Source organism: Aquitalea sp. (assembly GCF_030150775.1).
Classification (GTDB): Bacteria; Pseudomonadota; Gammaproteobacteria; order Burkholderiales; family Chromobacteriaceae; genus Aquitalea; species Aquitalea denitrificans.
In genome coordinates this window covers 74,744-89,380 of sequence record NZ_JASLFG010000023.1, presented here as the reverse complement: position 1 = coordinate 89,380, position 14,637 = coordinate 74,744, and the positions used below count along the sequence as shown (strand labels likewise).

General features: G+C 60.3%; 13 protein-coding genes and 1 tRNA gene. 4 read left to right on the top strand and 10 right to left on the bottom strand.

Annotation, left to right across the window (positions count from 1 at the left end):
• Positions 1-101: 101 nt before the first annotated feature.
• From QVF59_RS07260 to QVF59_RS07250, 3 genes are all read right to left on the bottom strand, one after another.
• Positions 102-500: a hypothetical protein gene (locus tag QVF59_RS07260; RefSeq protein WP_159876548.1), complete on the bottom strand. Its 399-nt coding sequence runs from the start codon at positions 498-500 to the stop codon at positions 102-104.
• A gap of 80 nt (positions 501-580) precedes the next feature.
• Positions 581-666, bottom strand: a tRNA-Tyr gene (locus tag QVF59_RS07255).
• 77 nt (positions 667-743) lie between these two features.
• Entirely contained in the window at positions 744-1,412 is a 669-nt protein-coding gene (locus QVF59_RS07250; RefSeq protein WP_159876550.1) for a glutathione S-transferase, read from the bottom strand.
• A gap of 386 nt (positions 1,413-1,798) precedes the next feature.
• On the opposite strand from QVF59_RS07250, the gene QVF59_RS07245 reads away from it, so the two are divergent.
• Both QVF59_RS07245 and QVF59_RS07240 read left to right on the top strand, forming a co-directional pair.
• Positions 1,799-2,002 (top strand): cold-shock protein, encoded by a 204-nt coding sequence (locus tag QVF59_RS07245; protein WP_089083430.1) that lies wholly within the window; start codon positions 1,799-1,801, stop codon positions 2,000-2,002.
• 137 nt (positions 2,003-2,139) lie between these two features.
• Complete coding sequence (locus tag QVF59_RS07240) at positions 2,140-2,727, top strand: cysteine hydrolase family protein (protein WP_287878423.1); 588 nt, start codon at positions 2,140-2,142, stop codon at positions 2,725-2,727.
• Here QVF59_RS07240 and QVF59_RS07235 read toward each other — a convergent pair.
• Entirely contained in the window at positions 2,724-3,281 is a 558-nt protein-coding gene (locus tag QVF59_RS07235) for a phospholipase D family nuclease (RefSeq protein WP_287878420.1), read from the bottom strand. The genes QVF59_RS07240 and QVF59_RS07235 overlap by 4 nt on opposite strands.
• A 151-nt stretch (positions 3,282-3,432) precedes the next feature.
• Here QVF59_RS07235 and sbcD point away from each other — a divergent pair, with 151 nt between their 5' ends.
• Positions 3,433-4,650, top strand: a complete 1,218-nt coding sequence (sbcD, locus tag QVF59_RS07230) for an exonuclease subunit SbcD (RefSeq protein WP_287878418.1) — start codon at positions 3,433-3,435, stop codon at positions 4,648-4,650.
• A complete protein-coding gene (locus tag QVF59_RS07225; RefSeq protein WP_287878417.1) occupies positions 4,647-8,057 on the top strand; it encodes an AAA family ATPase in 3,411 nt (1,136 codons plus the stop codon). Before sbcD ends, QVF59_RS07225 begins: the two co-directional genes overlap by 4 nt.
• Positions 8,058-8,065: 8 nt before the next feature.
• Here QVF59_RS07225 and QVF59_RS07220 read toward each other — a convergent pair whose 3' ends face one another.
• The 6 genes from QVF59_RS07220 to QVF59_RS07195 all read right to left on the bottom strand — a co-directional run bounded on the left by QVF59_RS07220 (position 8,066) and on the right by QVF59_RS07195 (position 14,552).
• A complete protein-coding gene (locus QVF59_RS07220; protein WP_287878416.1) occupies positions 8,066-8,716 on the bottom strand; it encodes a LysE family translocator in 651 nt (216 codons plus the stop codon).
• A 66-nt stretch (positions 8,717-8,782) separates the two neighbouring features.
• Positions 8,783-9,538, bottom strand: coding sequence for an AraC family transcriptional regulator (locus QVF59_RS07215; protein ID WP_287878414.1), 756 nt, complete (start codon positions 9,536-9,538; stop codon positions 8,783-8,785).
• Between the two features lie 99 nt (positions 9,539-9,637).
• On the bottom strand, positions 9,638-11,167 hold the full coding sequence (locus QVF59_RS07210; RefSeq protein WP_287878412.1) for a catalase: 1,530 nt from the start codon (positions 11,165-11,167) through the stop codon (positions 9,638-9,640).
• Between the two features lie 257 nt (positions 11,168-11,424).
• Positions 11,425-12,240, bottom strand: a complete 816-nt coding sequence (locus tag QVF59_RS07205) for an alkaline phosphatase family protein (RefSeq protein ID WP_287878410.1) — start codon at positions 12,238-12,240, stop codon at positions 11,425-11,427.
• A gap of 87 nt (positions 12,241-12,327) precedes the next feature.
• Positions 12,328-13,410, bottom strand: coding sequence for an HD domain-containing phosphohydrolase (locus tag QVF59_RS07200; protein WP_287878408.1), 1,083 nt, complete (start codon positions 13,408-13,410; stop codon positions 12,328-12,330).
• A 92-nt stretch (positions 13,411-13,502) separates the two neighbouring features.
• The gene (locus tag QVF59_RS07195; RefSeq protein WP_287878405.1) at positions 13,503-14,552 is read right to left on the bottom strand and encodes an RNA methyltransferase; all 1,050 of its coding nucleotides are present in this window, start codon (positions 14,550-14,552) and stop codon (positions 13,503-13,505) included.
• Between the last annotated feature and the right edge of the window lie 85 nt (positions 14,553-14,637).

The window sequence follows — 14,637 nt, the reverse complement described above, 5'->3', positions numbered from 1 at the left end:
CCTGTCGGCAGGCGCGCAGCCTTTTTGTATTGCTCTGCCCTCCGGCAGGCAGGGCGGGGTCATCCGCTGCAGACTGCAAGAAGGCGCAGCAGGTTTTAGGCTTACTGGCCTGATTTTAGCTGCTGATAGTCGGCCAGCACGCTGTCGATCAGTGGCAAGGCTTCCTGCAGGGCGCTGCTGTCGGGCAGACCGTCGAATGTCAGTCCGCTGTCCAGTTGCTGCAGGCAGCGCCGTGCCGCGGTACAAACTTCCACTGCGGCATTGAAGTCGGCAGCACCCAGTACCTTGCCATTGCGGATCTTGCGATAGTGGATGCCGGCCATGATGGCGTATTTGCCTGCCAGTTCTTCTTCGTTAAAGCGTTCGGCGCGTTGCATGCCAAACAGCAGGTCCATGATGCGGCGGCAAGCGTCTTCCGTGCGTTGAAAACGTTTTTGCTCGGCCAGACGCGCCGGCTGGGCTGTCTTGGGCTTGCTTGCTTTGCTGTTTTTGCTGGCCATGGACGTGTCTCCTGCTGAGTGGCACCGCTGCTGGCGGCATGAAAAAGGCCCGAACGCGATGTCGGGCCTTTTCGGAATGCTGGTGGAGGGAGAAGGATTCGAACCTTCGAAGGCTGAGCCGCCGGATTTACAGTCCGGACCCGTTGACCGCTGGGGTAACCCCTCCAGAAGAGAGCGGCATGATAGCGAGGCTGTTTTTTCTCGTCAAGAGCCTGCTCGGAATTTTCTGCCCGCACTGCCTGATCAGGCATAAGCGTAGGGCCCACCTTGCTGCAAGGCGGCCTGATAGGCTGGTCGGGCATGGATGGTTTGCAGGAAGGCGCGGATATGCGGCTGGCTGGCTGTTACCAGCCCGACAGCATTTGCCGCCTCCAGCGGAAAGCTCATCTGGATGTCGGCTGCGCTGAATGCATCGCCGGCAAACCAGCCAGTCAAGGACAGTTGTGCTTCGATATGATCAAGGTGCATCTGTAGTTGTGGTTGCAGATAGCTTTTGCGTACGCCATTGGCAATCAGGCGCGCCAGTGGGCGTAGCAGGGCGGGCATGGGGGGAGTGTCCAGACGCGAAAACACCAGGCTCATTACCAGCGGTGGCATGGCCGAGCCTTCGGCGTAGTGCAGCCAGTAGCGGTAGTCCAGTAGAGCCTTGCTGTCGGCTGCCGGTTTCAGCCAGTGAGCCCCGGGTTTGTCAGTAAGGTATTCGATGATGGCTCCGGATTCCGCCACTACGACATCGCCATCGCTTATGACCGGCGATTTGCCCAGCGGATGAATGGCTTTCAGTGCGGCAGGTGCCAGCATGGTTTTGCTGTCGCGCTGGTATCGGGTAATTTCGTATGGCAGTTGCAGTTCTTCCAGCAGCCAGATGATGCGTTGCGAGCGTGAGTTGTTCAGATGATGCAGGGTAATCATGGCTGCTCCGCAGCGGTGGAAGATGTTGCGATGATAGAGAGCAGCTGCCCAAAACAGAAGGGTTTTGTATTGCCGGGCGCGGTCTTTGGTTGCTGGTGAGGCAAGCAGCCGGGTGCGTGTGGCATGAGGTCGGCATTTGTTTTTTTGAGTGGCTGATGCATGCCTTTGCCATTACCGGAATTTATTTTGGGGATTTGGCAGATAATGTTTGACCAATGGCCGGCAGATGCGTATAACGGTCGGGCAGGATTTCAAGAGTTGTGCCTATTTCGTTACAGTGGTGTCCCTCCCAACAGAGTGCCTAATTGTTCAAATATCTATCCCTTGAATGTCTTGTTTGTGAGCATTTGCTCTGTTTTTAATTTGTTTTATGTCAGGGATATATCATGGAAACCGGCACCGTAAAATTCTTCAATGACGCCAAAGGCTTTGGCTTTATCACTCCGGACGCAGGCGGCGACGACCTGTTCGTACACTTCTCCGAAATCAAAGTAGACGGCTTCAAGTCGCTGCAAGACGGTCAGAAGGTAAGCTACGTTAAGGCTGCTGGCCAAAAAGGCCCGGCTGCTACCAACGTTCAGCCGCTGTAAGCCATAGATACTGACTGGCTTGCCTGCCACATGGCAGGAACTGGTTCTGTACAAGAAACCCACCCGACTTTTGTCCGGTGGGTTTTTTCATGGCCAGTGCTGTTATGCTGTTGTATTGACTTGACGAAAGTGCCTGCATGCCTGCGAATCCAATTACCCTGCCCGAAAATGCCTTGTTGCTGCTGGTGGATTTGCAGTGCGCAGTTGATGATCCCTGTTGGGGCGAGCGCAACAACCCGCAGGCCGAACAGCTAGCGGCAAGACTGCTGGCCTTGTGGCGCAGCCAGCAACGGCCGATCTGCCACATCAGGCATGATTCGCAGGAAGCCGGGTCGACTTATCGTCCAGGCCAGCCCGGTCATGCCTTCAAGCCACAAGTGCTGCCGAAGCCTGACGAGTGGGTGTTGCCGAAACAGACCAATTCTGCCTTTATCGGTACGGACCTTCATGCGCAGCTGCAGGCTGCCGGCTGTCGTACCCTGGTGGTGGCGGGCGTGGCCACCAGCAATTCGGTGGAAGCCACGGTACGCATGGCCGGGAATCTGGGCTATGTGGTGTATCTGGTGGAAGATGGCTGCTTTACCTTTGCCCGGCGTGACTGGGCAGGGCGCTGGCGTAGTGCCGACGATGTGCATGCCATGTCGCTGGCCAATATGGATGGTGAATATTGTCGGGTTTGTCTCGCGGCGGAAATCATCAGCGCCTGCCTGCAGGATGCTGGCTAGTTTGCCGTGCCGCCACTGCCTTCCAGTGGGTCCGCTTCCTGCCACAGCTGTTGCCATTGCGCTTCATAGCGTGCGGCAAGCTCTGGTGCATTCCAGATGATCAGCACGTTTTCTGCATTCTTTGACGCCGCCGCCGCGGTGTAATTGAAACTACCGGTCTGCACGTGCAACTGGTCGATAATCATGAATTTGTCATGAAGAATCGCATATTTTCCGTTCAGTCTTACCGGCAAGTGCTGCTTGGCCAGAAAGCGCGTGGCACTGTAGCCAGTCGAGTTTTCCTTGCTGTCGGCTACCAGCGCAACTTCAACACCGCGCTGGCGGGCATCCAGCAAGGCGAGGGCCACCGGCTTGCTGGTGAAGACATAAGCGGCCACGTGGATGGAGCGGCGCGCATTGCGGATGCCTTTCAATACCAGCTCCAGTGCGGTCGGGTCGGGCGAAAAGGCGGCCTCGCTGCGCATGGTGCTGGCGAGGGTGTTATTGGAGGCCGCGCTTGCCAGCGTGCTCACCAGCAGCAGGCATGGCAGGAATAAGCGTAATGGTGTGGTCATGGCCTTCATTCTGGCAGAGTGGTGCTTGCGGCGCGCTGCGGCGCTTGGGCAGGTATGCTGGGTTGACATGCCGTCTGTGCCGACGTGAGAGGCAGGCAGGAAGGCTCCGCTCTTGCTAGAATGCGCGCTGATTTCCGGCTAAAGCGATGGCATGCGCATACTTCACACATCAGACTGGCATCTGGGCCAGCATTTCATGGGGCGTAGCCGTCAGGCCGAGCATCAGGCCCTGATTGACTGGCTATTGCAGCAAGTGGCTGCGCTGGACATCAATGCCGTGCTATTGGCCGGGGATATCTTTGATACCGGCGCACCGCCCAGCTATGCGCGCGAACTCTACAACCAGCTGGTGGTGCGTCTGCACGAGGCCCGTTGCCAGCTGGTGCTGCTGGGGGGCAATCACGACTCGGTGGCCACGCTGGAAGAAAGCCGTCCCTTGCTGTCCTATCTTGGTTGCACCGTCATTCCCGCCGTGCAGGAAGATCTGACGCGCCAGTTGTTGACGCTGCGCGATGGTAAAGGCAAACCGGCGGCGCTGCTGTGTGCCGTACCCTTTGTCCGGGCTAGGGATGTGATGCAAAGCCAGGCCGGGCAGAGTGCTGAAGAAAAACAGCTTGGTTTGCAGCAGGCAATTACCAGGCACTACCAGGATCTGTATCAGCTGGCCGTGGCACAGCGTACGGCACTGGGAGAAGCGCTGCCCATTCTGGCGACCGGGCATCTCACTACCGTGGGTGCCAGCAGTAGCGAATCCGTGCGCGAAATTTATGTTGGCGCACTGGATGCCTTTCCCAGCAACGCCTTTCCACCATTTGACTACATTGCGCTGGGCCATATCCACCGCCCACAACAGGTGGGTGGCCAGTCACATATCCGCTACTGCGGCTCGCCGCTGGCCCTGAGTTTTGATGAGCTGGGCCAGAGCAAGCAAATGCTGCTGCTGGAAACCGCCGGCAGCGTTCCGCTCAGCATTACGCCGCTGACCGTACCTTGTTTTCAGCCCTTGTGCAGCCTGCGCGGCACTCTGGCTGAATTGCAGCGCAGCATCCCGGTGGCTCTTGCTGGCATCGCAGACGGACAGTTGCTGTGGCTGGAAGTGATTGTGGAGGGGGATGATTACCTGTCCGATCTGCAAGCCCGCATCCAGCAGCTGCTGGAAGGACAGCCGGCCGAACTGCTGCGTCTACGCCGCGCCCGCAGCCAGCAGGCGGCTTCTTTAGCAGCCGAACGCAGCACGCTGGACGAATTGACGGCGGAAGAGGTCTTCGAGCGCCGACTGGAACTGGAGCAGATTGATGATACTCAGGCGGCAGACCTGCGCCAGCGCTACCGTCAGATACTGCAGGTGTTGCAGGAGGACCAGGCATGAAAATCCGCACCTTGCGACTGAAAAACCTCAACTCCCTGCAAGGTGAGTGGAAAATTGATTTCACCCTGCCACCGTTCTGCGACAACGGCCTGTTTGCCATTACCGGCCCCACCGGTGCCGGCAAGTCGACCCTGCTGGATGCCATCTGCCTGGCGCTTTATCACGAAACACCACGGCTGAAGACCATATCGACCAGCAGCAACGACATCATGACCCGCCACACTGCCGACTGTCTGGCCGAGGTGGAATTCGAGGTGAAGGGCAAGGTTTACCGGGCGTTCTGGAGCCAGCGCCGCGCTCGTGACAAGGCCGATGGTGCCTTGCAGCCGGCGCGGGTGGAGCTGGCCGACGGCGATGGCACCATCCTCACCACTCATAGCAATGACAAACTCAAGCGCATTGCCGCCATTACCGGGCTGGATTTTGCCCGTTTCACCAAATCCATGCTGCTGGCCCAGGGCGGTTTTGCCGCTTTTCTTAATGCGAGTCCCAATGAGCGCGCCGAACTGCTGGAAGAGCTGACCGGCACCGAACTATATGGCCAGATATCCCAGCGCGTATTCGAACAGGCCCGTGACAGCCGCCAGGCATTGCAGCAATTGCAGGCACGGGCAGGTGGCGTGGAGCTGCTGGATGCAGCCGAGCGCGGCGTCATGCAGCAGCAACTGGATGCGACAGGCCAGCAACAACAGGTGCTGGCGGCACAGCTACAGGATGTAAACCGGGCAGTGCAACTACAGCAGCAGCTGGCACAGGCACAACAACAAGAGCAGCAGGCCAGCCAGCGGCTGGAGCAGGCAAAGGCGGCACTGCAACAGGCGGCACCCCAAATGCAGCAACTGGCTACCAGCGAAGCTGCCAGCCGTCTACAGCCCTTGTACCGGCAATGGCAGGCCATGCGGCAACGCCTGGTGGAAGGAGAGGCCGCATTGCAGCAGTTGCAGCGGCAGCGGCAGGACAGCGAACAGCAGTGGCAGCAACTAAACTGGCGGGGCCTCAGCCTGGCGCAGCAGCAGGCAGATGATACCGAGCAGCAATTGGCTCAAGGCCAGGCGCAGTGGCAGCAATGGCAGTTACAGCAGCAGGCAGCTCCAGCGCTGGCCAGGCTGGGCGAGCAACTCCCGCTCTGGCGCAGCCAGTTTGCCCAACATGCGCGGGCTCAACAGGAAATTGCCCGTGCCGTTCAGCAACGCGGCCAACTGAGTCAAGCGCTGTTGGCCCGGCAGCAGGGCATGATTCAGCAACAGGCACTGTGCCGGCAGGCAGAGGCCGACTGGCAACGGGCAGCACAGGCCGAGCAGGCCGCTGCCCCCGGCCTGCCGTTGGATGTGGCTAGCTTGCGCCAGCAATGGCAGGCCGCACAGCAGTACCAGCAATACTGGCAAACCGCCACGCAACTGGCCGGTCAGCTGCGGCAGTCATCACAGGCGCAGCAAGCGCTGGCACATGCCATGGCCGGGCGGCAGGCGCTGCTGCCGGAGTATGAACAGACCCTGAGTGTTTTGCGGGCGCAGTACCGGCAATTGCAGGAACAACTGGTCGACAAGCAGCGGCTACTGGAGCTGGAGTTGCGTATTCACGGGCTGGAAGCGCAACGTGCCCTGCTGCAGCCTGGCCAGCCCTGTCCGCTGTGCGGTGCCAGCGAGCACCCGCTGGTGCAGCAATACCACGCCACGGACAGCTCGGCTGCCCGACAGGCAGTGCAAGACATGCAAGCCAGGCTGGACGCCGTGCAGGCCCAGGGACAGGATGCCAGGCTGCAGCTGGCCGCCCTGCAGCAGCAACTGGAAGGGCTGCAAGAGCAGTGGCAGGCACAGGACGACAGTCAGCAGCAATTACAGCAACAGTGGCAGGCAATGGAGCCGGTACTGGGTGTGACCGCCACCGCCTGGCAGGATGCCACGGTATTGCATGCCGGTGCGCAGCAGGCCGCACAGCGACAGGCGCTGGCAGAACAGCAATGGCAACAGGCTGAGGCTACCGCGCAGCGCTGGCAACAGGCGCAGCAACGCAGCCAGCAACTGCAGCAGTGCTGGCAGGCTGCACAGGCCGAGCTGGCCTTGCAGCAGCAGGCGCTGGACAACCTGCAACAGCAAGGCAGCCAGGCAGATGCCGAGCTGGCCGCACAGCAAGAGCAGGCCACCAATCAGTGGCAGCAGCTGGAACAGGCGCTATCCGTAGCCGGCCATGCCATGCCGGAGGATGCTGCCGGCTGGCTGGCGGCACGCGAGCAGCAATGGCAATACTGGCAGCAGCAACAACAGGCCATGCAGCAGCTGGAGCAAGTGCTGGCACGACAGGAGCTGCAGCTGACGCACGCCCGCGGCCAGCTACAACAGTGGCAGCAATGGTGGGGGCAACTGGCTCTGCCGGATCTGCCCGCGTTGCCGCCGGCAGTGGATGCCGCACGGGAACTGGAAAGCTGCCAGCAACAGCGCGCAGACCTGGCGGCTGCGCTGGCACAGCTGCAAGGGCAGCAACAGCAGCGGCAGCAGGATCAGACCGAGCAACAAGCGCTATTGCACAGTACAGACTCCCAGTGGCAACAGGCGCTGGCCAGCAGTCCTTTTGCCGATGAGACGGTTTTTGTTGCGGCCTGTTTGCCGGATACGCAACGCGAGGCCTTGCAGTCTATGCGGCAGCAGCTGGAGAGGGCGGCACAGCAGGCCGAGGCATTGTTGCAGTCCGCCAGCAGGCAGCGCCAGGCGCTGGAAACCGCAAACCACAGCCCGCAGCCGCTGGGGGAGTTGCTGCAGCAGCAGGCAGAGCTGGATGCCGGACGGCAGCAGTTGAGCGCCCAGTGCGGGGCGCTGCAGGCCTTGCTGGCCAGTGATGATGAACGTCGCGCCAGCTTGCAGGGCCTGCTGGCGCAAATCCTGCGACAGCAAGAGGATTGTGAATCCTGGCAGCGGCTGGACGGTTTGATCGGCTCGGCCAAGGGTGACAAGTTCCGCCGCTTTGCCCAGGGCCTGACGCTGGATCATCTGGTGTATCTGGCCAACCGCCAGCTGGCGCGCCTGCAGGGACGCTACCAGTTGCGGCGCAAGCTGGAGGGCGAGCTGGAGCTGGAAATTGTCGACAGCTGGCAGGCCGATGTCTGCCGCGACACGCGCACGCTGTCGGGCGGGGAAAGCTTTCTGGTCAGTCTGGCACTGGCACTGGCGCTGTCTGATCTGGTCAGCCACAAAACCTCCATCGACTCGCTGTTCCTGGACGAAGGCTTTGGCACCCTGGATGCGGAAACATTGGAAATTGCGCTGGATGCGCTGGACAGCCTCAATGCCAGCGGCAAGATGATAGGCGTGATCAGCCACGTGGAAGGCATGAAAGAACGCATTGCGGTGCAGATACGGGTGCTGCGCGCCGGTGGCGTGGGCCTGTCGGCGCTGGTGGTCAGTGGCGGCTGAACGCGCTATTACAGCAGGGTCTGGTAGCCATTGACGATAACGCCCAACGCCAGATAGACAAACAGCGCGGCAGAGGCGGCGTTGCAGTACAGCAGCAGGCGATGGCCGACCAGTTTCTGGCCGTGGCTGGCCAGCCAGGCCAGAAAGGACGACCACACCAGCCCGCCCAGAAAAAAGCCGGACAGGAAGATGCTGGCCGATAGCGAGCTGCCGTCGGTGGACTGGGCAATGATGCTGCCACCCACTGCGGCGAACCACAGCAAGGAAGAGGGTGAGGCCAGCGCCATCAGCAGGCCGCGCCAGAATTCCGCCTGGCTGCTGCGCGCGCTGACTGCATCGTTGCCGGTAAGCGCCTGGCTGCTGGGTTGATGAAACTCCCGCCAGGCTGCACGTGCCATCTTCCACGCCAGCCACAGCAGTACGGCACCACCACCCAGCCACATCACCCAGCGCACCGGAGTAAAACTGAACAGCAGGGTCATGCCCAGCAAGGACAGCAGTGCATAGAACAGGTCGCCAAAGCAGGAGCCCAGCCCCATCAGCAGTGCCGGTCGCAGGCCCTTGCGCAGGCCGGTATTGATCAGCGCGGCATTGACGATGCCGATGTCCAGGCACAGGGAAATGGACAGTAAAAAACCCTTGGTGGCGATGGCCAGCATGACAGCGAATCCGTAGATGCTAAGAAAACAGCCCCGATGATACGGGGCGGAATGGCAGGCGTCTTGTCAAAAATTGATCTGGCGATAGCGGCCGGGTGATATGCCGCAAAAGCGGCTGAAGGCTTTGCTGAAGTGTGCCTGGTCGGCAAAGCCGGTAGCCAGCGCCACTTCGATAATCGGCTGGCCGCTACGCAGCATGCGGCGTGCGGCGGACATGCGCTGTTGCATCTGCCAGGCCAGTGGCGGCAAGCCGGTGGCCTGCTGGAAGCGCCGCACCAGATGCGCCGGTGTTACGCCGGCTTCCTGCGCCAGCTGTTCCAGTGTCACGGGCTGGGCCAGATCATCCAGCAGCTGCTGGCGTGACCGTTGCAGCAGCGGACTGTCCTGCCGGCAGTGGCGTGGTGAAGTGTGGCCGCCCTGTGTCAGCAACTGCCCCAGCAAGTGGATGACGGCTTCTGCGCGCAAGCTGGTTTCCAGTTGGGCGATGTGTTTCAGGCGGATGGCAAACTCCGGCTGCGCCAGATGGCTGGGCAGGTTGGGCGGGGTGCAGTCAAACAGTGTGGGAAAGGCTGCGGGAGCGACATACAGCGATAGACATTCCCAGCCGCTGCCGCTCAGGCTGTGGCTGGCCTGTACCGCTTGTGGCGGGTAGATGGTGAGCATGTCCGGGCTGACAGTAAACGATTTTCCATCCAGCCATACCTCTTCCAGTCCGCCCAGATTGGCGCTGATGACGAATTCGTCGTGGGTGTGACGGGGAAAACCCTGGGCGCTGGCGCTAAGGCGTGCCAGTTCCAGCAGCGGAGTGCGAAGCAGGATCATGCTGCGACTATAGCCATGTCATGGCATGGCTGCCAGCGGTGTGTTGTCCACCGGCAGCCGGTTTATCCCTACTTGCCCGCCGGGGTGGGCAAGGCTGGCTTAGTCGTGCAGCTGGGCGGCCAGTTTGGCAACTTCTGCCACATTGGCATTCAGTACCTTGCTGATGGCCTGGCCGTAGCCGCTATCTGCCTTATAGAAGTAGGACAGCATGGTATAGCGTGTGGTCTCGTTACGTACCTGGCCCAGGTCGGCGGCGAGGTTGGCAATCAGCCTGGTCTGTTCGCTCTTGCTCAGGCTGCGATAGTAAGTCCCGGCCTGATGGAAGTTCTGCGTTTTGGCAATGCCAGCCTGCTGGGTAGTGCCGGCCAGCGGCAACTGGCTGGCACGTGCACTGGCGTCCTGCTGCAGCAGGGCAAGGCGGGAAGGTTCGTAATTGACGCTGCCACTGCGGTGGCCCCCATTCATGGCACCGTCCTGATTATTGTTGTCTACCTTTGCCAGTGGGCGATTCACCGGCAGTTGCAGGCCATTTGTCCCCACCCGGTGCAGCTGGGTGTCGGCATAGGCAAAAATGCGGCCCTGCAGCAGGCGGTCTTCGGATGGTTCGATGCCCGCTACCAGGTTGGACGGGGCAAAAGCGCTTTGCTCGGTTTCCTGGAAGACATTCTCCGGCAGGCGGTTGAGCGTCATGGTGCCGATCTTGCGCTCGGGGACGCCGGGCCAGATCTTGGTGGCGTCCAGCGGGTTGTAGTCGAGTTTTGCCATGTCCTCTGGCTGCATCACCTGGATGTACAGGTCCCATTGAGGGTATTGCTTGTGCTGGATGGCATCCATCAACGAACGGCTGGCATGGTTGAAATCCTGTGCCTGTATCGCGGCGGCCTGCTGCATGGTGAGATTGTGCTGGCCCTGGCGACTGGCCCAGTGGAATTTCACGTACACGTATTTGCCCTGGGCATTCACCAGCTTCCATGCGTGCACGCTATTGCCGTCCATGTACTGATAGCCCTTGGGGATGCCGTAGTCCGAATACAGCCGGGTAAGCATGTGGGTGGCTTCCGGCTGGTGGGAGAAAAAGTCGAAAAAGCGGTTCGGATCTTGCAGATTGGTATTCGGTGCAGGCTTGAGCGCGTGCACCATATCCGGAAATTTCATGGCATCCCGAATGAAGAATACCGGCAGATTATTGCCTACCAGGTCCCAGTTGCCTTCGCTGGTATAAAACTTGGTGGCAAAGCCACGCGGGTCGCGCAGGGTTTCCGGCGAGTGCAGGCCATGAATTACGGTGGAGAAGCGCACGAAGACCGGGGTTTTGCTGCCCTTGGCGAATACCTTGGCGCGCGTCAGCGCCGAAATGTCGGCACTGGCTTCAAACGTGCCGTAAGCGCCGGCACCACGGGCGTGGACTACTCGCTCCGGTATGCGTTCGCGGTCGAAGCGCTGCAGTTTCTGGATCAGCTGCACGTCTTGCAGCAATACCGGGCCATTGGGGCCGGCAGTTTGTGAATTCTGGTTATCGCCCACCGCTGCGCCATTGTCGCGGGTAAGGGGGGCTGCGGTAGCCGACAGGCTCAGTAACAGGCTGAGGGTGCTGATACAGAGCGTCAGCGAGGATGTTTTCTGCTTCATCACGGAGGGTCCTTAAGGTAAAAAGGACCCTCAGTCTAGGGATGCAGGCAGTGGGCTTGAATTTAGAAAATCCTATGGCGAGGATGGATGCTGGCTATTAATGCAGGTGTGTCGCGCCGTGAATGAAAAGTCTATTTGATTCAGCTGCTTATTCTTTTTGTGGTGGGTGTTTTTTTGCTGGAATCGGGTTGTGTTTCCATGGCAATAGGCCAGAGCCAGTCCAAGGGATGGTTGCCATTGGACTGGTACGACAGCCCTCAGCCCTTGTTTTGCAGCAAGGCCGGATTGTCCGCCTTGGTATGCGTCAGGCCCAGCAGCGTTGCTATCAGGCCGCATAGTTGGGTCTGTTTTACCCGCGTGGTGCTGTCATGGTTGAAGCGGCTGCCCAGCAGGTATAGCGGCACCAGCCTTTCTTCTGGCAGTACGCCGCCGTGACTATGGTCGGCATTCATGCCGTGGTCGCTGGTAACCAGTACCTGATAGTCCAGTTCCAGCCAGTGCGGCAGGTAGTGGGACAGCAGCTTGTCGTTGGCGCGGGCAGCATTGCGGTAGTGCATGCTGTCGCCACCAAAGCGGTGACCGGCATCATCCACGCCCATCGGGTGGATCAGCAGGAAGTCCGGGTCGTGGCGGCGGCGCAGTAACTCACCATCGATATACAGGTGGTCGTCGGGGTAGTGATCCTGGTGGTAGAACAAACCATGCTGGATGGGCAAGGTGTCATCCTCGGTCAGCCGGTCGCGCACTGCATCATAGGGTGAGCGGTTATACAGCTCGCTGACCCAATGATAGGCGGCGGCAGCGGTGCGCAGGCCGGCGGCCTGGGCCAGGGAAAAGATGCTGGACTGGCTGGATAGTCGCACTACATCGTTGTGGACTACACCGCTATCCACCGGCGGCGTGCCCGTGAGTATGCATTCATACAGCGGGCGCGACAGCGAGGGCAGCTCGCAGCGCAGCTGGTGCAGGCTGGCCTGTCCGGCTTCGCACATGGCCTGCATATAGCCCATGCAGTCCTGGCCGGCTTGCCAGCCAAGGCCGTCCACCACCACCAGAATCACCTTGCTGCGCATCTTGTCTCCCCAATATTGCAGTCTGAATATCGTTTGTCAGTGTGCCATGACTTGATGACAGGCTGGTGATGAGATCAGGGCCTGTGTTCAGCAGCTTTCTTCGGCGTAGCGGCTCTGAATGGATTCAATTTCCGGCACGATGCGCAAAAAGGTTTCCACCAGATGTGGGTCGAAGTGATGGCCACTTTCCTGTTGCAGGAAATCCAGAGCGGCTTGCTGGGTCCAGGCCGGCTTGTAGGGGCGAGCTGATACCAGGGCGTCGTAGACATCGCAGATGGCGGCAATACGGCCTTCCAGCGGAATTTCCTCGCCGCACAAGCCGGCCGGGTAGCCGCTGCCATCCCACTTTTCGTGGTGGGTAAGGGCAATGCGCCGCGCCATGCGGATAACCAGGGCCGGGTGCTCCGGGATGATGGTGCCGCCAATACGCGGGTGTTCACGCATGATCTGGTATTCCGCTTCATCCAGTCGGCCAGGTTTGAGCAGTATGCGATCCGGCACGCCGATCTTGCCGACATCATGCAAGGGGCTGGCCATGCGCAGTGCATGGGCCCAGGTGGCATCCTTGCCCAATGCCAGCGCCATCTGCTCGCACATCTTGCTCATGCGGGTGATGTGCTTGCCGGTTTCGTTGTCACGGTACTCCCCGGCGCGTGCCAGGCTGAGGGTGACTTCCTGCGCCATGTCTTCCAGCGCATTGAGCAGGGTGTCGTAATAGGCATAGGTGGCCAGGCCCATGTCCAGAAATATTGCACGGTTGATGGCGGTCAGGTAGCGGGTGCGGGTGGCATTGTCATCCAGCAGCTGGCTTAACAGCGCCACCACCTGATTGAGCACGACGACATAGGCACCGGAATAAAAGCGCAAATCCACGCCCAGGCGCTGGTGGGTGCGGCCGATGGCCAGCGTGGCTTCCAGATAGGCCTGGTTGAAGTTGCCGGCGAATACGTGCTCCTGCCAATGGTGTTTTTGATGGGCGCGAGCCCGTTGCAGGGCGGCTGCATCGGTAAAGGTGGCACTGGCGGCGGCATTGGTGTGGATATAGGCGTATACCGCATCCATCAGCGTATCCATGTGCGGGCGGATCAGCCCGGAGAATTCCCGCAGAGTGTTGATGCTTTCGGCATCGATATCGAGAAAGTCACGCCATTGTTCAAAGCGAAGCCGCACGCTGATTCTTTCTAGCTGTCAGGGTTGGCCGGATATTGTCCGGCAAATAACCATTCTAGCAAAAAGGCCAAATATGATGTCAACGTAATCCGCTATGACTGGATGCCAGTCTTGCGGCGCAGCCGGCTCAGATCAATGCTGTCGGCGGCACGGGCGCGCAACTGGCCACAGCCGCCGTCGATGTCCTGTCCGGCGGAATCGCGGATCTTGGTCAGTACACCGTTTGCATGCAGATAATGCTTCATGTACTGGATGTATTCGGCATCCGGGCGCTGGAAGCTGTCGTCTTCCATGCTGTTGTAGGGAATCAGGTTCAATACGCCGTACTTGCCCTTGAGCAAGGCGATGGCGGCATCCATCTCCTGCTGGCTGTCGTTGATGCCCTTGAGCAGTGTCCACTGGTACTGGATGGGGTAGCCCACCTGGCGGGCATAGCGCTCGCCCATGTCTACCAGTTCCTCGGGGCTGATGCGTGGTGCGCGCGGTAGCAGGCTGGCGCGCAAGTCGGCCCGCGTGGTGTGTAGCGACAGCGCCAGTGCCGGTTTAACCTGCATGGCGGGCAGGCGTTCGAATACGCGCGGGTCACCCACGGTGGAAAACACCAGATTCTTGTGGGCGATATTGCCCTCGCGTCCGAGAAAGTCGATGGCTTCCAGCACATTGTCCAGATTGTGGGCCGGTTCGCCCATGCCCATGAACACTACCTTTTTTACGGGGCGAATACGCCGAGCCAGCACCACCTGCGCCACGATCTCGGCACTACCCAGCTGGCGCAACAGGCCGGATTTGCCGGTCATGCAGAAGGTGCAGCCCACGGCACAGCCTACCTGGCTGGAAATGCACAGGCCGTCGCGTGGCAGCAGCACGCTTTCCACCATCTGGCCATCAGCCAGCTCTACCAGCAGGCGTTGCGATGCATCCGCTGCCTCATGTTGGGTGTGGATGCGCGCCAGTGCTTCCAGCTGCTGGCTAAGCCCGGGCAGGCCCTGACGCACGGTCAGCGGAAAATAGTGCTGGCTTTGCTGATGACGGGTGCCGTGATCCAGCGCCAAGCCTTGCAGCCAGGCGCGGTTGATGCGGCCGATGTGGCAGGGACGGGCACCGAGGCTGGCCAGTGCGTGGTGAAAATCCTGAATGCGCATGAAAACGGATAAGGCGGGCGGTAGTGGGAAGGCGGCTAGGGTAGCGCAACGGCGCGCCGGGGGACAGGGTTTTGTCTGCCGCTCG

Coding starts and splice junctions, on each gene's coding strand:
- QVF59_RS07240 (WP_287878423.1), top strand. CDS start 2,140: ATGCCTGCGAATCCAATTACCCTGCCCGAAAATGCCTTGTTGCTGCTG.
- QVF59_RS07195 (WP_287878405.1), bottom strand. CDS start 14,552: ATGCGCATTCAGGATTTTCACCACGCACTGGCCAGCCTCGGTGCCCGT.
- QVF59_RS07245 (WP_089083430.1), top strand. CDS start 1,799: ATGGAAACCGGCACCGTAAAATTCTTCAATGACGCCAAAGGCTTTGGC.
- sbcD (WP_287878418.1), top strand. CDS start 3,433: ATGCGCATACTTCACACATCAGACTGGCATCTGGGCCAGCATTTCATG.
- QVF59_RS07220 (WP_287878416.1), bottom strand. CDS start 8,716: ATGCTGGCCATCGCCACCAAGGGTTTTTTACTGTCCATTTCCCTGTGC.
- QVF59_RS07235 (WP_287878420.1), bottom strand. CDS start 3,281: ATGACCACACCATTACGCTTATTCCTGCCATGCCTGCTGCTGGTGAGC.
- QVF59_RS07215 (WP_287878414.1), bottom strand. CDS start 9,538: ATGATCCTGCTTCGCACTCCGCTGCTGGAACTGGCACGCCTTAGCGCC.
- QVF59_RS07210 (WP_287878412.1), bottom strand. CDS start 11,167: ATGAAGCAGAAAACATCCTCGCTGACGCTCTGTATCAGCACCCTCAGC.
- QVF59_RS07250 (WP_159876550.1), bottom strand. CDS start 1,412: ATGATTACCCTGCATCATCTGAACAACTCACGCTCGCAACGCATCATC.
- QVF59_RS07205 (WP_287878410.1), bottom strand. CDS start 12,240: ATGCGCAGCAAGGTGATTCTGGTGGTGGTGGACGGCCTTGGCTGGCAA.
- QVF59_RS07225 (WP_287878417.1), top strand. CDS start 4,647: ATGAAAATCCGCACCTTGCGACTGAAAAACCTCAACTCCCTGCAAGGT.
- QVF59_RS07260 (WP_159876548.1), bottom strand. CDS start 500: ATGGCCAGCAAAAACAGCAAAGCAAGCAAGCCCAAGACAGCCCAGCCG.